At 66.5% G+C, this 22,670-nt stretch carries 20 protein-coding genes; 18 read left to right on the forward strand and 2 right to left on the reverse strand.

Annotated elements, in window-relative coordinates:
- The first annotated feature begins 221 nt into the window (after positions 1–221).
- The 12 genes from PO883_RS20690 to PO883_RS20745 all read left to right on the forward strand — a co-directional run bounded on the left by PO883_RS20690 (position 222) and on the right by PO883_RS20745 (position 14,972).
- Complete coding sequence (locus tag PO883_RS20690; RefSeq protein ID WP_289311420.1) at positions 222–1,052, forward strand: outer envelope protein; 831 nt, start codon at positions 222–224, stop codon at positions 1,050–1,052.
- A gap of 118 nt (positions 1,053–1,170) precedes the next feature.
- A complete protein-coding gene (yfcF, locus tag PO883_RS20695) occupies positions 1,171–1,806 on the forward strand; it encodes a glutathione transferase (RefSeq protein WP_289311421.1) in 636 nt (211 codons plus the stop codon).
- A 72-nt stretch (positions 1,807–1,878) separates the two neighbouring features.
- Positions 1,879–2,373, forward strand: coding sequence for a hypothetical protein (locus PO883_RS20700; RefSeq protein WP_289311422.1), 495 nt, complete (start codon positions 1,879–1,881; stop codon positions 2,371–2,373).
- Between the two features lie 277 nt (positions 2,374–2,650).
- The gene (locus tag PO883_RS20705) at positions 2,651–3,493 is read left to right on the forward strand and encodes an extracellular solute-binding protein (protein WP_289311423.1); all 843 of its coding nucleotides are present in this window, start codon (positions 2,651–2,653) and stop codon (positions 3,491–3,493) included.
- Between the two features lie 3 nt (positions 3,494–3,496).
- On the forward strand, positions 3,497–4,375 hold the full coding sequence (locus PO883_RS20710; RefSeq protein ID WP_289311424.1) for a carbohydrate ABC transporter permease: 879 nt from the start codon (positions 3,497–3,499) through the stop codon (positions 4,373–4,375).
- Positions 4,372–5,235: a carbohydrate ABC transporter permease gene (locus tag PO883_RS20715; RefSeq protein WP_289311425.1), complete on the forward strand. Its 864-nt coding sequence runs from the start codon at positions 4,372–4,374 to the stop codon at positions 5,233–5,235. Before PO883_RS20710 ends, PO883_RS20715 begins: the two co-directional genes overlap by 4 nt.
- 3 nt (positions 5,236–5,238) lie before the next feature.
- The gene (locus PO883_RS20720; RefSeq protein WP_289311426.1) at positions 5,239–6,291 is read left to right on the forward strand and encodes an ABC transporter ATP-binding protein; all 1,053 of its coding nucleotides are present in this window, start codon (positions 5,239–5,241) and stop codon (positions 6,289–6,291) included.
- A gap of 93 nt (positions 6,292–6,384) precedes the next feature.
- On the forward strand, positions 6,385–7,407 hold the full coding sequence (locus PO883_RS20725; protein ID WP_289311427.1) for a LacI family DNA-binding transcriptional regulator: 1,023 nt from the start codon (positions 6,385–6,387) through the stop codon (positions 7,405–7,407).
- A gap of 170 nt (positions 7,408–7,577) precedes the next feature.
- A complete protein-coding gene (locus tag PO883_RS20730) occupies positions 7,578–10,064 on the forward strand; it encodes a glycoside hydrolase family 3 protein (RefSeq protein WP_289311428.1) in 2,487 nt (828 codons plus the stop codon).
- A 256-nt stretch (positions 10,065–10,320) separates the two neighbouring features.
- Positions 10,321–10,986 carry a DUF4142 domain-containing protein gene (locus PO883_RS20735; protein WP_289311429.1) on the forward strand — a complete coding sequence of 222 codons (666 nt, stop codon included), beginning with the start codon at positions 10,321–10,323 and terminating at the stop codon, positions 10,984–10,986.
- 93 nt (positions 10,987–11,079) lie between these two features.
- Positions 11,080–12,030, forward strand: a complete 951-nt coding sequence (locus tag PO883_RS20740) for an AEC family transporter (RefSeq protein WP_289311430.1) — start codon at positions 11,080–11,082, stop codon at positions 12,028–12,030.
- A 95-nt stretch (positions 12,031–12,125) separates the two neighbouring features.
- Positions 12,126–14,972, forward strand: a complete 2,847-nt coding sequence (locus tag PO883_RS20745) for a sensor domain-containing diguanylate cyclase (protein WP_289311481.1) — start codon at positions 12,126–12,128, stop codon at positions 14,970–14,972.
- Here the strand turns inward: PO883_RS20745 and PO883_RS20750 are convergent.
- Together PO883_RS20750 and PO883_RS20755 are read right to left on the reverse strand one after the other, a co-directional pair.
- Positions 14,969–15,580 carry an FMN-binding negative transcriptional regulator gene (locus tag PO883_RS20750; RefSeq protein ID WP_289311431.1) on the reverse strand — a complete coding sequence of 204 codons (612 nt, stop codon included), beginning with the start codon at positions 15,578–15,580 and terminating at the stop codon, positions 14,969–14,971. The genes PO883_RS20745 and PO883_RS20750 overlap by 4 nt on opposite strands.
- A gap of 1 nt (position 15,581) precedes the next feature.
- Positions 15,582–16,046: an OsmC family protein gene (locus PO883_RS20755; RefSeq protein ID WP_289311432.1), complete on the reverse strand. Its 465-nt coding sequence runs from the start codon at positions 16,044–16,046 to the stop codon at positions 15,582–15,584.
- A gap of 109 nt (positions 16,047–16,155) precedes the next feature.
- On the opposite strand from PO883_RS20755, the gene PO883_RS20760 reads away from it, so the two are divergent.
- The 6 genes from PO883_RS20760 (at position 16,156) to PO883_RS20785 (ending at position 22,647) form a co-directional block, all read left to right on the forward strand.
- Positions 16,156–17,631: a PLP-dependent aminotransferase family protein gene (locus tag PO883_RS20760; protein WP_289311433.1), complete on the forward strand. Its 1,476-nt coding sequence runs from the start codon at positions 16,156–16,158 to the stop codon at positions 17,629–17,631.
- A gap of 14 nt (positions 17,632–17,645) precedes the next feature.
- Positions 17,646–18,212, forward strand: coding sequence for a DNA-3-methyladenine glycosylase I (locus PO883_RS20765; protein ID WP_289311482.1), 567 nt, complete (start codon positions 17,646–17,648; stop codon positions 18,210–18,212).
- A 4-nt stretch (positions 18,213–18,216) separates the two neighbouring features.
- Complete coding sequence (gene mnmC, locus PO883_RS20770; RefSeq protein ID WP_289311434.1) at positions 18,217–19,857, forward strand: FAD-dependent 5-carboxymethylaminomethyl-2-thiouridine(34) oxidoreductase MnmC; 1,641 nt, start codon at positions 18,217–18,219, stop codon at positions 19,855–19,857.
- A gap of 152 nt (positions 19,858–20,009) precedes the next feature.
- Positions 20,010–20,657, forward strand: coding sequence for a sensor histidine kinase KdpD (locus tag PO883_RS20775; RefSeq protein WP_289311435.1), 648 nt, complete (start codon positions 20,010–20,012; stop codon positions 20,655–20,657).
- Positions 20,654–22,339, forward strand: coding sequence for a tetratricopeptide repeat-containing response regulator (locus PO883_RS20780; RefSeq protein ID WP_289311436.1), 1,686 nt, complete (start codon positions 20,654–20,656; stop codon positions 22,337–22,339). Before PO883_RS20775 ends, PO883_RS20780 begins: the two co-directional genes overlap by 4 nt.
- Before the next feature lie 92 nt (positions 22,340–22,431).
- A complete protein-coding gene (locus PO883_RS20785) occupies positions 22,432–22,647 on the forward strand; it encodes a hypothetical protein (protein ID WP_099874024.1) in 216 nt (71 codons plus the stop codon).
- Positions 22,648–22,670 lie beyond the last annotated feature (23 nt).

The raw sequence follows: 22,670 nt of genomic DNA on the forward strand, positions 1-22,670 counted from the left end.
CCCCCCCCCCTTTTTTCAAGCCCATGACGTCATCCGAGATTCATGAGCGTCTCGTGGGCTCGGAGATGTGTATTAGAGACTGCGCCACGGCCGCCCGCCAGGCCCGCCGGCAAGGCGGCCGCCAAGGCGACTGGCAAAGCCGCCGCGCCGGCCGCCGCCGACGACTGGGAAGAATTCTGAACGCCGTCCATTTGTCTTCGTCTTTCAACCACGGGAACATCATGACCGCAACCATCCTGCGCCGCCTGCCTGCGGCCTGCATCCTCGCCACCGCCAGCCTGGCCGGCGGCGCCGTCCAGGCGGCCGGCTGGAGCGACACGGCGATCAGCTGGCGCACCGGCGAGCGCTATCGCGAACCGTTCAACCGCGAGTATGTCGGCAAGCACATTTTCGCGCTGACACACGCCAGCGGCTGCCAGTACGGCAGCAATTTCTTCAACGTCGACATGCTTATTTCCGACAGCAAGGACCCGGGGTCGCTGAACCAGACCGACGGCGCCCAGGAAGTCTACGTGGTGTACCGCCACACGCTCGACATCGGCAAGCTGCGCGGCGCCCCCATCGCATTCGGTCCGGTGAAGGGGGCCGGCGTGACCCTGGGCTTCGACTGGAATACCAAGAACGATGTCGGCTACAACTCGCGCAAGCAGATGCTGGTGGCCGGTCCGACCCTGATGTGGGATGTGCCGGGCTTCCTGTCGACCAGCCTGCTGCTGCTGCGCGAGAGCAATGCGCCGAGCGGCGCCTTTCCGCCGGTCTCGAACGTGCGCGGACGCTACAGCTACGACCTGCATCCCATGCTCACTGCCAGCTGGGGCATCCCGCTCGGCGCGCTGTGGGCCGTCGAAGGCTACGCCAACTTCATCGCTTCAAAGGGCAAGAGCGAAACCGGGCGTGAGACGGGTGCCGAAACCAACATCGACATGCAAATCATGTTCGATGCCGGCGCGGCGATGGGCTACAAGAAGCGCACCTTCCGCGTGGGCCTCGAATACCAGTACTGGAACAATAAATTCGGCAATACCTCGGCCACCACGGGCGGGCAGGGCTAGCGCGCCAGGACGCCGATGGTAAGGGTGGCCTACCACTTCTGAGGGGGCGGCAGTAATCTTGCAATCTTTGCTATACCATGGTTGGCTCGTGTCATATTTTTTCCCACCGGAGCCCATCATGCAAGAGTTGATCCTGTACGTCGATAGCCGTTTCACCAGTCCGTGGGCGCTATCGGTGTTCCAGACGCTGACCGAGAAGCAGTTGCCGTTCATCCTGAACACGGTCGACCTGGAGAAGGGCGAGCAGCATCAGGCACCGTTTCGCCACCTGGGCCTGACCGGACGCGTTCCTCTGCTGGTGCATGGCGATCTGGCGCTGGCCGAGTCGAGCGCCATCGTCGAGTATCTGGAAGAAGCCTTTCCGCCGCCGGCCTGGCCAGCCGTGCTGCCCGCCGGTCTGGCCCAGCGCGCCCACGCGCGCCAGCTGCAGGCCTGGCTGCGCAGCGACCTGATGGCCCTGCGCGCCGAGCGCTCGACCGACGTGGTGTTTTGTGCGCCGACGGCGACGCCGCTGACGGCGGCCGGGCAGGCGGCGGCGGATCGCCTGATCGGTATCGCCGAACGCCTGGTGACGGGCGAGCACCTGTTCGGCGAATGGTGCATCGCCGACAGCGAGCTGGCGCTGGTGCTGAACCGCTTGATCTTGAACGGCGATCCGGTGCCGGAACGCCTCAAGGCCTACGCCGCGGCGCAGTGGCAACGCGACAGCGTGCGCCAGTGGGTGGCCAAGCCGCGCGCCCGGGCAGGGGCCTAATCCGGGGAACTCGGCGCCAAGGATTGCGTTGGAATCCATCGGGCTGTATATTGTTGCCGAAAGGGAGCAGCAATGGAAGAGCGACGCAAGAATCATGCAATGGCCGCGACGGTGGAGAAGGCAATCCTTCTCAAGGACACCGTTTCGGTACACCAAGCCGCAATTTACCTGGCCTCAGGCGGCGTGCCGCTCGATGTGACGGGACGCGTCCTCACGACCCCGTACCGGCGCGGCATGGTGCGCTCCGGGGTCAGCGACGAGGCGTACACCATGCTGCCGCCGACACCGCTGGCGCCGCCTGTACGCGTGCCTGCCGCCGCTCCCGTGGCCGCGCCTGCACTTGCACCCACGCCTGCCGCTGCTCCCGCACGGCTGGCCGCACCCGCGCCTGCCCCTGTAGCGCCAGCGCTCGTGCAATCGGCCGCTCCCGCGCTGCCGCAACCGCTGCGCGACGCCGAGGCCGCGCAAGACACGGTCACGGTGCCGCAGATGGTGCCCGGCACGCCGCCGGCTTCCCGTTCGTCCTGGCGCGACATCATTCATTCCGCCGGACCCACCTTCCGCTAGCGCCGCGGCCGGGTTTTCCCGGCCGGCTGTTGTGAAACGTTAACAAAATAGCGGTGATTTTTATCGCCGCCTCCGTTCATCCTGCGCCGCTGACGGCGGCTGCTCCGGCCATTTTTTCCCGAGAGTCCACGTCGTTTCCCGGGCCACGCCATGGCGTACTGTTAACTCGTTGACACCTAAAATCGATGGGTGTTATATTCGTGTGCTTGCGATGGTAACGTTTCCAATCTGGCGTTATCCCGGCGAGCGGACACAGATCCGCACACAAGGAGACAGGATGCACAGAGCATACAAGCTGGCGCAGGCGGCCGGACCGCAAGCCGAACAGCCCACGGCGGAAGTCATTCACTGGTGGACTTCGGGCGGCGAATCGGCCGCCGCCCAGTTCAACGCCTCCATGCAATTGCTCGACCTGGTCGAACAGGGCATGCTCAATCCGGTCGACGAGATCGCCGCCAAGGAGCGCTGGGACACGACCCTGCCGGCCCCGATCCGCGACGTCATCAAGGTCAAGGGACACTATTACGCGGTAGCGCTGAACGTCCACATGCCGACCTGGATCTGGTATTCCAGGGCCGCCTTCAAACAAGCCGGCATCGCCACGGAGCCGGCCACCATGGACGAACTGTTCGCCGCGCTCGACAAGCTGAAAGCCGCCGGGTTGATTGCGCTGGCGCACGGCGGCCAGTCGTGGCAGGAGAATATCGTCTTCATGGCGGTGCTGGCCAATGTGGGCGGCAAGGACCTGTACCTGAGCGTGTTGCGCGAGCGCGAGCCGCGCGCGATCGCGTCCGAACCGTCCAAGAGCGCCAACGGCGCCACCATCAAGCCCCAGAAGCTGCTGGCCGGCGTGATGGTGGCGCCGGCCACGGTGGCCGCCTTCAACCGGATCAAAGGTTCGCTGCCGGTGCGCGCCGACCTCGATGCCTCCGCGCTCGACGCCTGCGCCCAGGCCGCGCTGGCGGTGATGAAAGACCGCACGCGCCACGTCGGCAACGGCGAGGTGTATCTCACGCCCGACCAGAACGGCGCGCTGGTCGACGTGCTGAGCGCGTACAGGAACAGCGCCATGCCGGTCGAAAAGGCGCAGAAGAATATCGCCGCCGCGTTGAAAGGCTGACCGATGCGCATCCGCCACCCGCTGCGCCGGGTCATTCCCTTCGCCGCGCTGCTGCCGATGGCGCTGACGGTGATCGTCGGCTACCTCGGCACGGTGCTCTGGTCGCTCCGGATTTCGCTGACCAACTCGCGCAGCTTCCCGTCCGATACCCTGGTCGGCATGGCGCAGTACACGCGCCTGTTCGAGAACGAACGCTGGCTGCTGTCGCTGCATAACCTGGCGCTGTACGGCGTGCTGTTCATCGGCGCCTGCCTGGTGATCGGCTTCCTGCTGGCCGTGTTCATCGACCAGAACGTCACCGGCGAAGGCGTGCTGCGCACGATCTTTCTCTATCCGTACGCGATGTCGTTCGTCGCCACGGGGCTGGTCTGGCAATGGATGCTCACCCCCGGCAACGGCATCGAGCAGGCGGCGCACCAGTTCGGGTTCGCGGGGTTTTCGTTCGACTGGATCGTCGACCAGGACATGGTCATGTACACGGTCGTCATCGCCACCGTATGGCAGGCGTCCGGCCTGGTGATGGCGATGATGCTGGCCGGCCTGCGCGGCATCGACGGCGAAATCTGGAAGGCCGCGCGGCTCGACGGCATTCCCACCTGGCGCGTGTACCTGTCGATCGTGCTGCCGATGATGTGGCCGACGATTGCCACCGTGCTGCTGCTGCTCGCGACCGCCGTGGTCAAGCTGTTCGACGCGGTGGTCGCCATGACCCAGGGCGGTCCCGGCACGGCCAGCGAAGTGCCGGCCAAGTTCATCATGGACCACCTGTTCGGGCGCGCCAACATCGCGCTGGCCTCGGCCGGCGCGGTGGTGCTGCTGGTGCCGGTGCTGGCCATGCTGGCGCCGTACGCGTATGCGCGCAGCCGCAAGGGGCGCGCATGAAGCGCCGCTCGCACTTCAACCCGGCGCGCATCGGCATCTACGCGTTCTTGCTCAGCGCCGCGCTGTTTTTCCTGCTGCCGCTGTACGTGATGCTGGTTACCTCGGTCAAGCCGATGGAAGAAATCCGGCTCGGGAACATCTTCGCGCTGCCGCTGCAAATCACGCTGCAACCGTGGAGTGACGCCTGGAGCGGCGCCTGCACCGGCGCCTCCTGCGAAGGCATCCGCGGCGGCTTCTGGAATTCGGTGGCGATCACGCTGCCGAGCACCATCCTGCCGATCCTGATCGGGGCCATTAACGGCTACGCGCTGTCGTTCTGGAAGCCGCGCGGCGCAGCGACGCTGTTCGCGATCCTGATGGTGGGCGCCTTCATTCCGCTGCAGGTGATGATCTATCCGCTGGTGCGGGTGCTGGCCACCTTCGGCCTGTTCGGGTCCCTGCCGGGCATCGTGGTGGTGCACATGATCTTCGCCATGCCGGTCATGACGCTGCTGTTCCGGAACTACTATGCGGCCATCCCGCACGAACTGTTCCAGGCCGCGCGCATCGACGGCGGCGGCTTCTTTCGCATCTTCCTCCACGTGATGCTGCCGATGTCGCTGCCGATCATCGTGGTGGCCGCCATCATGCAGGTGACCGGCGTGTGGAACGACTACATCCTGGGACTGGTGTTCGCGGGGCGCGACAATGCGCCGATGACGGTGCAGCTCAATAACGTGATCAACACCACCACCGGCACGCGCCTGTACAACGTCAACATGGCCGCCACCATCCTCACATCGCTGGTGCCGCTGGCGATCTATTTCATCTCAGGGCGCTGGTTCGTGCGCGGAATCGCCGCCGGCGCGGTAAAAGGGTAATCCATGTCGAATGTCTGTGTCCGCAAGCTGTGCATCACCCTGGGTGGCAACGAAATCATCAAGGATCTCGACCTGGCCGTGGAAGAAGGCGAATTCCTGGTGCTGCTGGGGCCTTCCGGCTGCGGTAAATCGACCCTGCTGCACAGCATCGCCGGGCTGATCGAGGTCAGCGCCGGCACGGTGGAAATCGGCGCCGAGGACATGACCTTCGCCGACCCGAGCGAGCGCCATATCGGCATGGTATTCCAGTCGTATGCGCTGTATCCGACCATGACGGTGGAAAAGAACATGTCGTTCGGCCTGCGCATCAACGGCACGCCCAAGGCCGAGATTGCGCGCCGCATCGCGCGCGCCGCCGGCATGTTGCATCTCGAACCGCTGCTGTCGCGCAAACCGGCGCAGCTGTCGGGCGGGCAGCGCCAGCGCGTGGCGATCGGGCGCGCGCTGGTGCGCGAAGCGGGCGTGTTCCTGTTCGATGAACCGTTGTCGAACCTGGACGCCAAGCTGCGCGCCGAACTGCGGCGCGAACTGAAATTGCTGCACCAGACGCTGCGCTCGACCATGATCTACGTGACCCACGACCAGGTCGAGGCGATGACCCTGGCCACCCGCATCGTGGTCATGCAGGCCGGTAAAATCCAGCAGATCGGTGCGCCGGCGCAGGTGTACGAGCGTCCCGCCAACCTGTTCGTGGCCGGCTTTCTCGGTTCGCCATCGATGAACTTCATCGATGGCGCGATCGACGCCGACGGCTGCTTTACCGGCAAGGGCTTTCGCCTGGAAGGCGGCGCCGTGGGCGCGGCCGCCGGCCAGGCGCTGGTGCTCGGCATCCGCCCGGAGCATATCCGCATCGGCAGCGACGGCGCCCTCGAAGGCACGGTGGCGCTGGTCGAACCGATGGGCAACCACCAGATCGTGTGGATCGCCAGCGCCGGCCAGCAGCTCTCGGCCATCGTCAACGATACGCGCGTGTTCGCGCTGGGCGAGACGGTGCGCTTCGCGGTCGACGCGGCGCGCGTGTCGCTGTTCGACAAGGCCAGCGGGCAGCGCCTGTGAGTTTGCCTGGAGCGGGACGCGCCGGGCATGCATAATTCGCGGTTTGCGGTATGCTTTCGCCGTATTTACTAAACTGACCGATCAAAGGAAGTCGTGGCCAATATCAAAGACGTAGCACGCCTTGCCGGCGTAGGCCTGGGAACCGCGTCGCGCGTGGTCAGCGGCAAGGGCTCGGTCTCGCCGGCGACGCTCGAACGGGTCAAGAAGGCCATCGCGGAACTCGATTTCCGCCCGTCGCACGCGGCGCGCTCGCTGCTGTCCGGGACGTCGCAGATGATCGGCGTGTACATTCCCGTCCTCAAGGGCACCTTCTACACCCCGATCCTGCAGTCGATCGACACCGCGCTGCGCGCCGCCGGCCCGCACATGGTGGTGGCGTTCGGGGTCGGCTCGGGCGATGCGCGGCGCCAGGCCATCGAAGGCATCGACTTCCTGATGGAGCGCGGCTGCGATGGCCTGATTTTGCTGACCAATCACCTGTCGGACGACGACCTCGCCGCGCTCGGACCGAAGCAATCGCGCGTGGTGGTGCTGAACCACTGCTTCGCCAGCATCGCCGAGCAGTGCTTTTCGGCCGACCATACGCAGGGCGGCATCGCGGCGGCGCGCGCGCTGCTGGAGCACCGGCACCGCAAGATCGCCGTGATCGCGGGGCCATCCACCTCGCCCGACAACGTCGACCGCATCGCCGGCTTCATGGGCGAGCTTGAGCGCAACGGCATCAACACCGAAAAAATGTGGGTGGCCGAGAGCGATTTTTCGCCCGAAGGCGGATGGGCCGCGGCGGCCGAACTGGTGGCCTCGGGCCACAAATTCACGGCGCTGTTTTGCGCCAATGACGAAATGGCTGTCGGCGCGCTGTCGTACTTCCAGGATGTGGGGCTGTCGGTGCCGGGCGATGTGTCGGTGCTCGGTTACGACGATACGCCGAGTGCGCAGTTCTCGGCGCCGCGCCTGACCTCCGTGCACATTCCGTGGCGCGACGTGACCCTGAGCGGGCTCAATGCGCTGCTCAACCGCTGCTATGGCAGCGCGCATCCGGTGCAGCGCGAGTTTCCGATCAGCGTGACCGTGCGCGCCTCGCTGGGCAAGCCGGCCAAGCGCCGCGCGGAGTAGCTCCCCACCTCCATCGATGGGGGATTTGCGCAATCTTATGATTGACAAAATTTCTTCACCGTCGCACTATTGATCTTGAGTTGGGAGCGTTTCCAACTTGTGGCAGCAGCAGATCGGACCCTGGCACCGGTGTTCACCGGCAGGCATTTCCACCTTTTCGCACCGATACCATGATCAAGCATTCCTGTCTTATCGCAGCCGTCGCGCTGCTGCACGCCAGCCACGCCGGCGCCGCGCCCCGTACCCTGAGCGAGTGGCCGCGCGTGCGCAGCGCCATCGCCCCCGACGCCGCGCTCGAAGCGAAGGTCGCGGCCATCGTGGTCGGCATGACGCTGGCGCAGAAGGTCGGCCAGATGACGCAGCCCGAAATCAAGGCCATCACACCCGAGCAGGTGCGCGAGTTCTACATCGGCTCCGTCCTCAATGGCGGCGGCAGCTGGCCGAACGGGAACAAGTACGCCACCCCGGCCGACTGGGTCGCGCTGGCCGACAAGTTCTACGACGCCTCGATGAGCACCGACCTGAAAACCAGAGTCCCGGTCATCTGGGGCATCGACGCCATGCACGGCAACAGCAATGTGTATGGCGCCACCCTGTTCCCGCACAATATCGGCCTGGGCGCGGCCCACAACAAGAAGCTTGCGCTGCGGATGGGCGAGGCGGTCGGCAAGGCGGTGCGCGCGACCGGCATCAACTGGGTGTTCGCGCCCACCCTGGCGGTCACGCGCGACGATCGCTGGGGCCGCACCTACGAGAGTTTTTCGGAAGATCCGGCGCTGGTGAACAGCTACGCCGCCGAATACGTGCGCGGCATGCAGGGCAAGTTCCGCGACGACGCCAACGTGGTCGCCACCGCCAAGCACTTCATGGGCGACGGCGGCACCGACCAGGGCAAGGACCAGGGCATCACCAAGGCCACGCCCGCGCACATGATGAACATCCACGGCGCCGGCTACTACAGCGCCCTGGAAGCCGGCGCGCAGACGGTGATGGCGTCGTTTAACAGCTGGAACGATGTCTCGTCGGGCAAGGATTACGGCAAGGTCCATGGCAGCCGCGAGCTGCTGACCGACATCCTCAAGGACAGGATGGGCTTCGACGGCATGGTGGTGAGCGACTGGGACGGCATCGGCCAGGTCAAGGGCTGCCGCAACGACAGCTGCGCCCAGGCCATCAATGCCGGCATCGACATGGTGATGGTGCCGAACGACTGGAAAGCCTTCATCGCCAACACCATCAAGCAGGTGGAAGCGGGCGAGATTCCGATGGCGCGCATTGACGACGCCGTGACCCGCATCGTGCGCGTGAAGATGCGCGCGGGCCTGTTCGGACACAAGCCGTCGGCCGGCAAGTACGCCGGCAAGCCGGATGCGCTGCAGGCGCGCGCGCTGGCGCGCCAGATGGTGCGCGAGTCGCTGGTGCTGCTCAAGAATGACCGCGCCACCCTGCCGCTTCAACCCGGCAAGAAGATCCTGGTGGTCGGCAAAAGCGCCGATAACCTGTCGTTGCAGACCGGCGGCTGGTCGCTGACATGGCAGGGCACCGATAACAAGAACAGCGACTTCCCGAACGGCGAAACCATCCTGGCCGGCATCCGGGACGCCGCCGGCGCCGCCAACGTGACCTACAGCGCCACCGCTGAAGGCGTGGACGTGGCAGCTTTCGACACGGTGGTGGCGGTGATCGGCGAAACGCCGTATGCTGAATTCGGCGGCGACATCGGCCCGTCCGGCACCCTGCGCCACAGCGGACGCCATCCGGAAGACCTGGCCGTGCTCAAGGCCGTCGCAGGCAAGGGCAAGCCGGTGGTGACGGTGCTGGTGTCGGGCCGCGCGCTGTATACGAATGACCTCATGAACCTGTCCGACAGTTTTGTCGCCGCCTGGTTGCCCGGCTCGGAAGGCAAGGGCGTGGCCGATGTGCTGTTCAAGGGCGCCCATGGTTTCACGGGCAAGCTGTCGTTCTCGTGGCCCAGGTCGATCTGCCAGGCGAGCGTGAACGTGGGCGATGCCGACTACGCGCCGCTGTTCAAGACCGGCTACGGCCTGAGCTACGCCAGCAAGCACAAGGTCGGCCAGCTCGACGCCACTTACGCCGACGGCGGCTGCGGCGTGACCAATCTGTACCCGGTGTTCAACCAGTCGGACCGCGCCACCTGGCCGCTGTACGCGGTGGTGGGCGAGAAGCGCAGCGCGCTCGGCGCCGATTTGAACAACGCGTTCACCCAGCCCGGCGTCAAGATCGACACCTCGCAGGTGAACACCCAGCAGGATGCCAAGAGCGTCACCTGGAGCGGCCCTGCGCGCCTTGAAGCGCACGGCGCCAAGGCGGTCGCCTTGCCGGCGTTCGCCACCAGGGATGGCGCGCTGCAGTTCGATACCATCGTCAGCAGCGCGCCGGCCGGCAAGGTAGTGGTGTCGATGGACGGCGCCGCGCTCGACCTGACGGCGGTGTTCAAGGGCCTGGTGGGCAAGGCCAGGCAGACCGTGAAGATTCCGCTGACCTGCTTCACGGCCAGGGGCGCCGACCTGGCCAGGGTGGAAACGCCGTTCGCGGTAGCCAGCGATGCCGCTTTCAGCGCCGCCTTTGCCAATATCGAGGTGGCCGGCGGGGCGGCGCTCGACAAGGATGCGCTCAAGTGCGAGGACCTGAAATGAACGGCTGGGCGCGCCTTCCGGCCGATGCGGTCGGCGTGCAGCGGTCGTTCCTGGCGTAGGCCGCCTGCTACCTGTTCGTCATGTATTACGGCCTCAGGTTCAGCGCCGTGTGCCAGCGCTGACCCCGGCTTGGCGCAGTCCGGCGCTGTTTTCATGTGGGGATGACGATGAGGTGAACTTGCGCGGCCGGCGCACTGTCCAAAAGTGACAAGTGCGCGCGCGCGGGCTTCAATCCCAACTTCATCAGGAGATCGACATGCTCAACAAGAAACCAGTAAAAGGACTGACCGGCATTTGCGCCGCGGCTGCGCTGTGCGCCACCCTGGCCGTCCAGGCCCAGACCAGCGGGACGCAGTCCGGCAGCCAGGGCGGCGGACAGACCAGCAGCGGACAGACCAGCAGCGGACAGACCAGCAGCGGACAGACCGGCAGCGCGGCCATCAGCAGCGCGGACCGCAAGATAGTCACCGACCTGGCCATGGCGAACATGGCCGAGATCGAGGTGGCGCGCACCGCGCAGGGCAAGAGCCAGGACGATCAGGTCAAGAAATACGCGCAGCAAATGATCGACGACCATACCAAGGCGCTGGGCGAGGTGCGGCAACTGGCCCAGACCAAGGGCATCACCTTGCCCGCCACGCTGGACCGCGCGCACAAGGCCAGGGCCGGCAAGCTGGCCGCGCTGTCGGGCGCGGCATTCGACCGCGCCTACATTGCGCAGGCGGGCGTGGCCGAACACAAGAAAACCCACGGCATGCTGGCCAGGGCGCAGGGGCGCGCCAAGGATGCCGACATCAAGGCACTGCTGACGCGCATGACGCCGACCGTGGACCAGCATCTGCATGCGGCGCAGGATTTACACGGCAACCAGAACAGCGCCAAGGGCAACTCGGGTATGGCCACCGAGAAGTCCGGGCAGTAAGCAAGGCAGGCAAGTCCTGCGCGCCAACGCTGTCGATGCTGGCGGCGGGGGGGCGCGAGCGCGAGCTGGACGGTCACGCTACAATGACCATTCATGCTCGCCATCCTCGCCATTACCTTTCCGTTTTTCGCCCTGGTCCTGTGCGGCTACCTTGCCGTGCGGCGCCACTTGCTGCCGCAACTGGCCATTCCGGGCCTGAACAGCTTCGTCCTGTACTTTGCCTTGCCGTGCCTGCTGTACCGCTTCGGTTCGACCACGCCGCTGACCCAGCTGCTCGACGCCGGCCTGTTCGGCGTCTACCTGCTGTGCGCGCTGGCGACGGTGGGCCTGGCCATGCTGGTCACGCTGCGCCGCGCCGGCTGGAACGATGGCGCCTTCGGGGCGCTGGTGGCCGCCTTTCCCAACACCGGTTTCATGGGTGTGCCGTTGCTGCTGGCCCTGCTCGGGCCGCGCTCGTCGGGGCCAGTCATCGTGGCGCTGGTGGTCGACCTGGTGATCACGACCTCGCTGTGCATCGCCCTGTCGCGCCTCGGGCCGGCAGGCGGGCAGAGTAGCGCGGCCGCCCTGCGCAATGCCCTGGCCGGCATGCTGCGCAACCCCATGCCGTGGGCTATCCTGCTCGGCGCGCTGGCGTCCGGCGTGGGCCTGGTGCTGCCCGCGCCGCTGATGAAAACCGTCAGCTTGCTGGCCGACGCCGCCTCGCCGGTGGCGCTGTTTTCCATCGGCGCGGTGCTGGCGCGCTCGCAGATGAACGCCAGCGGCGCCACCGCACTGGCCGATGTCGTTCCGATCGCCCTGATCAAGCTGCTGATCCACCCGTTATTGCTGCTCGCCATCGGCCACGCCGCCATTGGCCTGGGCATTCCCATCGATCCCGCCGCCCTGACGGTGCTGGTGCTGGTCGCCTGCCTGCCCAGTGCCAGCAACGTGGCGCTGCTGACCGAACGCTTCGGCGCCGACACCGGCCGGGTGGCGCGCATCATCCTGGTATCGACGGCGTTGTCGTTCCTGAGCTTTTCGGCGGCTGTATCATTGCTGACATGAAACATTTCCGACTTTTGCCCGCCGGTTTGTGAAATAATAAGGCGCATGTCCCATCGACGGTGTGGCGGCGAATGCGGGAGTGTCGATTGCTAGAAATGTTTGCAGTGGAGCAGGATCTGACGCAGCTGGAAGAGGAGCTTTCTTCCCAGTACGGTGTCGCGCGCCTGAAGCCGATGCTGGCGCTGGCCTGGCATCTGCGCCAGCGCGATCCAGCGCGTGCGCGCTCCCTGTCGATCGATGCCGCGCCACTGTTGATGCTGCTTTCCGAACCCGAGCGCCGCCTTGAACAGGCGCGCTGCCAGCTGATCGATGGCGAAGCGGCCTGGCTGGCCGGCCAGCTGGACGCCGCGCGCACCCTGGCCGACGATGCCTGGGCCGAATTTCACAGCCAGGACGATTCCATCGGCAGCGCCGACGCGCGCTGGCTGCGCGCCTGGATCGAGGTCGACCGCGGCAATGCCGCCGCCAGCGACGCCGAACTGCTGGCCGCCGCGCACGATGTCTGGCGCGCCGGCGACCGCCTGCGCGCCGACGTGATCGACGCCGCCGCCGCCCTGTTCGCGGTGTTCCGCAACCTGCACTCGGCCAATGAACGCTGGGGCAAGCGCTTCGACCCGGCTGAAAAAGGCTTGCACCCGGCCGCCGCCGGCTGGATCAACGATTACCTTGGCACCTCGGCCTTCCAGGCCAGCGACTTCGGGCGCGCCATCGGCCTGTTGATGAATACCTTCGAGGCGGCACTGGCCACCGGCCAGGTGCGGCGCGCGATCAACGTCGCCACCAATATCGGCAATGCTTTCACCAGCCTTAATGCGCACCACGCCGCGCTCGAATGGATGCAGCGCGGGCTGGACCTGGCGCGTCCGACCGGCTGGCCGATGAGCATCGGCCTGGCGCTGATGCAGACCGCCGAAACCTTGCGCCAGCTGGGCCAGCGCGAGGCGGCGGTCGAACTGCTGCACGAAGCGCTGGCGACGCTGGCGCCCATGTCCGGATCGCGCGCCTATGCCATCGCGCTCGAATACGAGGGCGACCTGGCGCTCGACGGCGGCGACTATGCGGCGGCCCTGGCCAGCTTCGCGCGCCTGGAAGTGCGCGGCGAAGCGCTGCACCAGGCTGATTTCCGGAGCGGCGCGCGGCGCGGCCAGGCGCATGCGCTCTCGCACATGAACCGCCCGCACGATGCGCTCGACAAGGCCGCGGCGGCGCTGGCGCTGGCGCGCGAACACGGCGACGCCTACAACCAGATCGCCGCGCTCAAGGTGCTGGCCGAGATCCACGCGCGCCACAGCCTGCCCGGTCCCACGACGCCGGATGCGCCCAGTCCCGCGCTGCACTACCTTCAGCAGGCCATGGCGGTGGCGGCCACCATCGACGGCTACACGGTGCCGGGCGACCTGTACGACGCGGTGGCGCGCGAGTACGCCAGAGTTGGCGACTACCCGCAAGCCTACGACATCGCACTGCGCGCCGGCGCCGCGCGCGACAAGACCCACAGCCAGGAAGCGACCAACCGTGCCGTCGCCATGCAGGTGCAGTACCAGACCGAGCGCGCCAAGACCGAAGGCGAGCATCACCGCCAGCTGGCCGCGGCCGAAGCCAAGCGCGCCGAGGTGCTGCAGCAGACCAGCGCCACGCTCGAACACCTGTCGGCCATCGGCCAGGAGATCACCACCCATCTCGACGCCGCCGCCGTGTTCCGCGCGCTCGACCGCCACGTGCACGGGCTGCTCGACGCGACTCACTTTTCCATCTTCCTGATCGATCCGGACGGCAGTTCGCTGCGCTGCGCGTTCGGGGTCGAAGCGGGCAAGCCGCTGCCGGCGACGCGCTATTGCCTCACCGACGAACATGCCAATTCGGCGCGCTGCGTGCGCGAGCGGCGCGAAATCCTGCTCCATCTCAATGCCGGCGACGACATGCCGAACCTGATCCCGGGTACCCTGCCGACACTGAGCCTGCTGTTTGCACCGCTGCTGATCGGCGAGCGGGTGCTGGGCGTGATGACGGTGCAGTCGCTGCAGCCGAGCGCCTATCATGAACGCGAGCGGCTGATTTTCCGCACCCTGTGCGCGTACGGCGCCATCGCCCTCGATAACGCCGGCGCCTATTTGCAGGTGGCGGCCACGCTCAAGGCCCTGAGCGCGACCCAGGCCCAGCTCCTGGACAAGAACGTCGAACTGGAACAGGCCTACAAGGCGCTGGAAGAGGTCAGCCTGACCGACCAGCTGACCGGCTTGCGCAACCGCCGCTTCTTCCTGCAGCATGTCGACGCCGACGTGGTCATGAGCCTGCGCGGCTACGACGACCCCTTGCGCCACGGCGCGCCGGAACGCGAGAATGCGCCGGGCAAGGACCTGGTGTTCTTCATGGTCGACCTGGATCACTTCAAGGAAGTCAACGACGCGCATGGCCACGCCGCCGGCGACGCGGTCCTGGTGCAGATGCAGGAGCGCCTGCGCGAAGTGTTCCGCGAGTCCGATTACCTGATCCGCTGGGGCGGCGAGGAATTCCTGGTGCTGGCGCGCGCCACCCACCGCGACGACGCCAGAGTGGTGGCGGAGCGTATCCGCCAGGCGGTCGCCGACCGCGACTTCGCGCTGCCCGACGGGACGGCGCTGCGCAAGACTTGCTCGATCGGATTTGCCTGCTTTCCGTTCGTGCCGGAAGAACCGCGTTTGTTGTCGTGGTCCGAAGTGGTGGAACTGGCCGACCAGGGCCTGTACCTGGTCAAGCGCTCGGGGCGCAATGCCTGGGCCGGCATCTACAGCACGCCCGAGACGCGCCACGACGGTGTTTTTGCGCGCCTGATTCATTATCTCGAACAGGCGCTGGCCGATGGCGAGGCCCGGCTGGTGACCAATATCGACGAGGTGCAGGTCGCCGCCGGCGCCAAGACGCGGCGCCTGGTGCTCGCCGCCGATAAAGTGACGCCGCGCTAGGCCGAGCGCCGCGCCATTTCCTGCGCCATCGGCGCATCCATGGCCGCCATGATCGTGCGCTGGTCGTTCTGCGAGCGGTTCTGGCTCACCTTCCACGTGCCCTGCATGCGCTCGACCGGGATCTCGATCCCGACGATCATCGTCAGCAGCCGGTCGATGAAGCCGGGCGGCGCATCGTCCACCGCCCATGGCGTGGCCTGCGCCGCTTCGTGGCGCGCGGTGAGGCGGCCGAGCAGCGCGAGGATACAGGCCGGCTCTTCGATGGCGCGCAGCTTGCCATGGGCGTGCACCACGGCGTAGTTATAGGTCGGGACCACTTTGCCGTTGATCTTCTTGTCTTCGTACAGCGCAGGCGTGATGTAGGCCGATGGCCCCTGGAACACCACCAGCGTGTCGCCGGCGTGGCGCCAGAGCGGATTGGCGCGCGCGACGTGGGCGCGCAGGATGCCGTACGGCGCGCTCTCATCGCCGCCATCGATCTCGAACGGAATGTGCGTGGCGTCCAGACCGCCGTCGCCGTGCGTGATGACGGTGCCCAGCGGGTGCGCGTCGATCAGGCCGAGCAGCAGCGATGGACGGATCTCGTCGAAGCAGGAAGGCCGGTACATGTCATGCACTCCTTTCGATGACCACATCGGCCTTGATCGAGCTGGCGATGTAGCACTGCGCGTGGGCGGCGTGGTGCAGGGCGTCGAGCTGGGCGGCGTCGGGGCGGGTGCCGTCGGCGAAGCTGATCGCGGGACGCAGCACGATTTTTGTCATCGCCATCTTGCCGTCGGCGTTCTTGTCCAGGGTGCCGACGGCGCGGTCACGGTAGTCGTCCACCACATGCCCGGCGCGCGCCGCCAGCGACAGGAAGAACAGCATGTGGCAGCTCGATACCGACGCGACCAGCGCTTCCTCGGGGTCGAGGGCGGCCGGGTCGGACATCGGCAGCGGCACCGACAGCGGCGACGAGGAAGCCGGCACGCGCAGGCCGCCGTCGAACGACCAGGCATGCGCGCGGCTGTAGCGGTTGTCCAGGAATGGCTGCGCGCCGCGCTGCCAGGATAATTCTGCTTTGAATTGCTGCATCTTGCCTGGCTCCCGATGCTGATTGGCGATGCGTTTATCTTATGCGCCGCTTTGGCTTGCTCAAATATCCAATTCACGCGATTATGTGAAGACCAATCACCGGACTCCCATGCTCGTTACCGATATCCTGGCCGCCTTGCCCCTTGCGCGCGGCACGCCCGACCCCTTGTTCCGCCAGCTCTACGCGCAGATCAAGGATGCCATCTTGCGCGGCACGCTCAGCGCCGGCATGCAGCTGCCGCCCACGCGCGACCTGGCGCGCCTGCTCGCGGTCTCGCGCCAGACGGTGCTCAACGCCTACGACCAGCTCAGTGCCGAAGGCTACCTCCATGGCGCGGTCGGCAAGGGCACCTTCATCAGCGACCACCTGGCGCAGCCCGCGCCCGCGGCGGATGCCGCGCACGCGCCGATGCGCCCCCTGTCCGCGCGCGGCGAGGCCTACGCCTCGGCCATGGAAAGCGTCGGCTTCCATCGGGGGAAGCTGCGCCCTTTCCGCGTCAGCATGCCGTCGCTCGACCTGTTCCCGTTCGATGTCTGGAGCCGGCTTGAAGGGCGGCGCTGGCGCCATCCCGACCACCACATGGGCTACAGCGACCCGGCCGGCTACGCGCCGCTGCGCGAGCTGCTGTGCGTCTACCTGCGTGCCTCGCGCGGCGTGAGCTGCACGCCGGAACAGGTGATCATCACCTCCGGCTCGCAACAGGGCTTGTTTTTGCTGTCGCAACTGCTGCTCGCGCCGGGCGACCAGGTGTGGGTGGAGTCGCCCGGCTACCAGGGCGCCAGCGCGCCGCTGTTCGCCGCCGGCGCCGACGTGTGCACGGTACCGGTGGGCGCCGACGGCATGGACATCGCCTACGGCATCGCGCACTATCCGGACGCGAAAATGGTGCTGGCCACGCCCTCGCACCAGCTGCCGCTGGGCGTGACCATGAGCTTGCAGCGCCGCCTGGAGCTGCTGCGCTGGGCCAGCGCCAGGCGCGCCTGGATCATCGAGGACGACTACGACAGCGAGTACCGCTACACCGGCCCGCCGCTGGCGTCCCTGCAAAGCCTGGACCGCGCCGGCTGCGTGCTGTACGTCGGCACCCTGTCCAAGGTGCTGTTTCCCGGCCTGCGCCTCGGGTACATCGTGGCGCCGCCGGCGCTGGTCGAACCGGTGGTGCGCGCCAAGGCGGTGATGGACCGCCACACCGCCATCGTGCCGCAGATGGTGCTGGCCGACTTCATGGCGGACGGTCATTTCGGCCGCCATATCCGGCGCACCCGCGACGCCTACGCCGAACGGCGCGCCGCGCTGCTGGCCGCGCTCGGGGCGCGCCTGGGCGAGCAAGTGACGGTCGGCCCGTCCGACGCCGGCCTCGATCTGGCCGTGCATTTCCGGCGCGGCCACGAGGAAGCCGCCGTGGTGGCCAGGGCGCTCGAACAGGGCATCGAAACGCGCGCGCTGGCCTATTACGTCAACCGCATGGCCACGCCGGCGTGCGCGTTCGCACCGGGCCTGTTGCTGGGTTTTTCGTCGCTGACGCCGGCGCAGATCGTCGATGGCGTCGAGGTGCTGGCGCAGGTGCTGAAAGCGGCGCATTGAACTATACTGGCCGCATGACCATTGAACGCTGCTCCTGGGCCAGATCGGCCAATCAACGCTACCTCGATTACCACGATCACGAGTGGGGCGTGCCTTGCCACGACGAGAACACGCTGTTTGAAATGCTCAACCTCGAAGGCGCCCAGGCAGGCCTGAGCTGGGAAACCATCTTGAACAAGCGCGCTACCTACCGGCTCGCTTTTGACAACTGGGACGCCGAAAAAATCGCGCGCTACGACGCCGCCAAGGTGGCCGAGCTGCTGGCCGATCCCGGCATCGTGCGCAACAAGCTCAAGGTGGCCGCCGCCATCACCAATGCCCAGGCCTACCTGCGCCTGCGGGCCGAGGGCAGCTCGCTCGACGACTACCTGTGGGCGTACGTGGACGGCAAGCCGATCGTCAACCACTACCAGCTTGGCGAAAGTTTGCCGGCCAAGACCGCGCTGTCGGACCGGCTGTCGAAAGACCTGCTCAAGCGCGGCTTCAAATTTGTCGGCTCGACCATCGTCTACGCCTACATGCAGGGCATCGGCATGATCGACGACCATGGCGCGCAATGCTTCCGCAACAAGCAGCGCTGATGCCGTGAACTGGCAAGCCATCTGGGGCGGACGCACCCACTTCGTCATATTCGATGCCGCCTACGGCGACGGCGCGGCGTTCCGCGCGACGGTCGACGCCTGGCGCCACGATCCGCAGCGGCCCGCGCGCCTGCATTACATTGCGCTGGCCAATGATGCGCTGCCCGGCTATCGGCGCGTTCCGCAAGCGGACGACGCGGTCACGCTCGACCTGCTCAGCGCACCGCTCGACAGCGCGCTCGAACAACTGAGTGCGCGGCTGGACGCGATCTGGCTGCACGGCGCCGGCGAGGCCGGCACCCGCTTCGCGCACGCGCTGGGCAAGCTGGCCGAACCCGGCGCGCTGCTCGACGCCGACGGCCTCACGCACGCGCAGATGGCGACCCTGGCGCGCGCCGGCTTTGCCTGGGAACCCGGGGTGCAGCGCGCCGTTTTTGCCAGCCGCCGTCCGCAGGCCGCGCCGGCGGCGCCGCGCGCGCGCCACGCCATCGTGATTGGTGCCGGCCTGGCCGGCGCCGCCGCCTGCGAGCGCCTGTGCGCGCGCGGCTGGAAGGTCACGCTGATCGAACGCCATGCGCAGCCGGCGCGCGAAGCATCCGGCAACCTGGCCGGCATCACCATGCCGCTGCTCTCGAAAGACGACAACCTCATGACGCGCCTGTCGCGCGCGGCCTTTCTGTATGCGCAAGCCTACTGGGAGCGCATCGGCGAGAATGCCATCGACAGTGCCCGTTGCGGCGTGCTGCAACTGGCGCGCGACGCGGCCCACGCCGACGTGCAGCGCGCCATCGCGGCAAGCCGCGCCTACCCCGCCGATTTCGCCGAATGGCTGGAAGCACCGGCGGCGACCGAACTGCTGGGCGCACCCGCGCCGGATGGCGCCTGGCTGTTCCGCCAGGGCGGCTGGATACGGCCCGCCAGCGCCTGCGGCGCCATGCTCACCGCCTGCGGCGAGGCGCTGGTGCGCCGCTTCGGGACCGGCAGCGTGACGCTGGAGCAGCGCGGCGCCGACTGGTGCGCCATCGACGCGGCCGGCGTGCTGCTGGCGCAAGCGCCGGTGGTGGTGCTGGCCAACGGCACTGGCGCTTGCGCCCTGCCGCTGGCTGCCGGCCTGCCGCTGTCCGCGGTGCGCGGCCAGGTCACCCATCTGGCCCAGGGCGCGGCGCCGGCGCTGCCCTTCGTGCTGTGCCGCGAAGCCTATCTGACCCCGGCCGTGGGCGGCTGGCACAGCCTGGGCGCCAGCTACGACGACGATGCCGACCCGGCCCTGCGCCAGGGTAGCCAGGACGAGAACCTGGCCAAGATCCGTGCCATGCTGGGCGAGCCTGCCCTCGGGCGCGCTGCGCCGCTGCAGGGACGGGTCGGCTTTCGCTGCGTGGCGCCGGACCGCATGCCGCTGGTGGGCGCCTTGCCGGACCCGGACGCGGCCGGCCGCATCGAGCGCCTGCGCGACGTGCCGCGCCATGCCGGCGTGTACGGCTTGCTGGGCTACGCTTCGCGCGGCCTGACCTGGGCACCGCTGGCGGCCGAACTGCTGGCCGCACAGTTGAATGGCGAGCCGCTGCCGCTCGAAGCCGACCTGGTCGCGGCGCTCGATCCGGCCCGCTTTTTGCTGCGCGATCGGCGCCGGGGCGAGGTAGGATAGCGAACCGGGCGGCATTTCATCCGGTTATAATTGGTATGTAGCAACATCCTTGCAACCGATCGCCGCGCCCAGCGTGGCGGGAGCCGATCACGATGGACGATGCGCCCGAGTCGAACGAGCTGTTTTTGTTTCTTGCGTCCACCGCGCACGATATGAAAAACTCTGTCAGCGTGCTGAGCGGCACGCTGGAAACCCTGCTCGCGAACGCCGCGCCCGGCACCGAAACGGCCTATCCGCAGATGGCGCACATGCTGTACCAGACCAAGCGCCTGAACGATAACCTGATCCAGCTGCTGGCCCTGTACAAGCAGGTCGGCAAACCCGCCTATCCCTTCGACATGCAGCCGCTGGCGATGGGCGACCTGGTGGCGCAGGTGGCCGCTGCCAGCCGCATCCTGCTCGATTCGCGCCATATCAAGCTGGAAACGCGCGCCGATCCGGAGCTGGTCTGGCATCTGGACGAAGACTTGATCGTCGGCGTGCTCGGGCATGCGATCAACAATGCCATCCATTACACCAAGGACACGATCCGCCTGGCCATCGCCGTGGTCGACGGCGACCTGGAAATCCGGATCGAAGACAATGGCGCCGGCTACTCGGGCGCCATGCTGGAGGCTGGCATATCGGCCATGCACGGCGCCAGCGCGGGCGTGAATTTCCTGACCAACAGCACCGGCCTGGGCCTGTATTTCTCCAGCGAAGTGGCCAAGATGCACAAGCACCGCCAGCGCGCGGGCCGCCTGCGCCTGGAAAACGGCGGCGCATACGGCGGCGCCTGCTTCGTGCTGAGCCTGCCATGATCGGCGATCCCAAGCCAGGCGCCAAGCCGGCCGCCAGCATCGCCCTGGTCGACTGGGCCGCCAAGAATTACCTGGTGGTGGACGACTTCATCGGCATTCGCCAGTTACTGCGCGAAAGCTTGCGCAACCTGGGCGCCAAGAATATCGACCAGGCATCGAGCGGCGGCGAAGCCATCGCCATGCTGGCGCGCATCCGCTACGATGTGGTGCTGTGCGACTACAACCTGGGCGAGGGCAAGAATGGCCAGCAAGTGCTGGAAGAGGCGCGCGTGCGCAATCTGCTGCTGCCGAGCAGCGTCTGGCTGATGGTGTCGGCCGAAAAAAGCGTCGAGTCGGTGATGGGCGCGGCCGAGCACCAGCCCGACGCTTACCTGATCAAGCCGATCACCGAGGGCGTACTGCTGACCCGCCTGAACCGCGTGTGGCAAAAGAAGCAGGTGTTCAAGCAGATCGACCAGGCCTTTGCCGAAAAGGATTACCTGCGCGCGGCCAAGATGTGCGACAGCCAGATCCTGACCAACAAGCTGCACGAAATGGAATTGCTGCGCATGAAGGCGCGCCTGATGCTGAAAAGCGGCGAACCGGAAAAGGCGCGCGAAACCTACGAACGCGTGCTGCAAGAGCGCGATTATCAATGGGCCAAGGCGGGCCTGGCCAGGATCCGCATGGCCAACGGCGAATACGAGCAGGCGCGCCAGATGTTCCAGGGCGTGATTTCCGAGAACCGCTATTACATCGATGCCTACGACCAGCTGGCGCTGACTTACCAGAGCATGGGGCAGAACGAGGAAGCCTGCGCCGTGCTGGAGCGCGCCGCCAAGCTGTCGCCCAATTCGGTGATGCGGCAGCGCTCGCTGGGGCAGGTATCGCTCAAGCTCGGCAATGTCGGCATGGCTGAAAAAGCTTTCCGCAAATGCATTTCGATCGGTGAATATTCGGTGATGAAAACGGTCGATGCCTACTTTGGCCTGGCGCGCGTTTGTGGGCTCAAGCACGACACCAAGGAAGCGATCCAATTGCTGGTGCTGGCCCAGCGCGAGTTCAGCGGCGAACAGGTTCAACTGCGCAGCAAGATTACCGAGGGCATGGTCTACCACGAGAGCGGCGACTTCCAGCGCGCGCGCAAGGCGGGCGACGAGCTCGATGAGCTGCTGATCGGCAATCCCGAACGTCCGGATACGCCCACCTGCCTGGAATTGGCAACCTTGCTGTTTTCGGTCGGGCACCGCGATTCGCCGGTCGAGCTGCTGTGCTACGTGATCAAGAACAATCACGACAACATGCAATTGCTGGACGACGTGCAAACCATCTTCGACCGCGCCCACATGAGCGACGAGGGCCTGGCGCTGATCCGCTCCTCGCGCAAGGAAGCGAGCGACCTGATGAACCAAGGCGTGTCTCTATGGAAAACCGGCAAGCTGCCCGAGGCGGTGGCCTGGATGCGCAGCGCGCGCATGAGCTTGCCTAACAACTTGCGCATCCTGTTCAACTCGGCGCAAATCAACATTTCCCACATGCAGCAGCTCGGCCATGATCCCGCCCTGGCAGCCGAAGCGAGCGAGGTGTTGCTGCACGTGGACAAAATCCTGCCCGGGCAACAGCGCTTCGCCCAGCTCATGGAACAGCTCGCCGCACTGGCGCCGGGAGCGGGCGAGGGGACCGATGGCGATGCCCCAGGCTGAACCGTTTGCACGTTTGCCCTTGTCCCAACGCTTGCTGGTGATAAACTGATCACTGCGCGGAAGATTCCGCATTCAACAGGAAAGGGACGTACATGCGCGACATCGCAAATGAAGTCTATGAAAAAATGCGTGTAGGCAGCAGTGCATGGATACGGCCAGTGGCCGCCAAGGGCGATACCGTGCCCTCGTTCCAGGCTGTGCATGAGCAAGTCAAACAGATGGCGGAAGATGGTTTGATTACCATCTCGACCATCAAACGCCAGGAAGACGGCTTGATCGACGCGATCCGGATCCAGCGGCTGGCGTAAGCCATTCCCGTAACCGGGCAAGC

Origin of the sequence: Massilia sp. DJPM01 (genome assembly GCF_030348125.1) — a bacterium.
GTDB lineage: Bacteria > Pseudomonadota > Gammaproteobacteria > Burkholderiales > Burkholderiaceae_D > Telluria_A > Telluria_A frigida.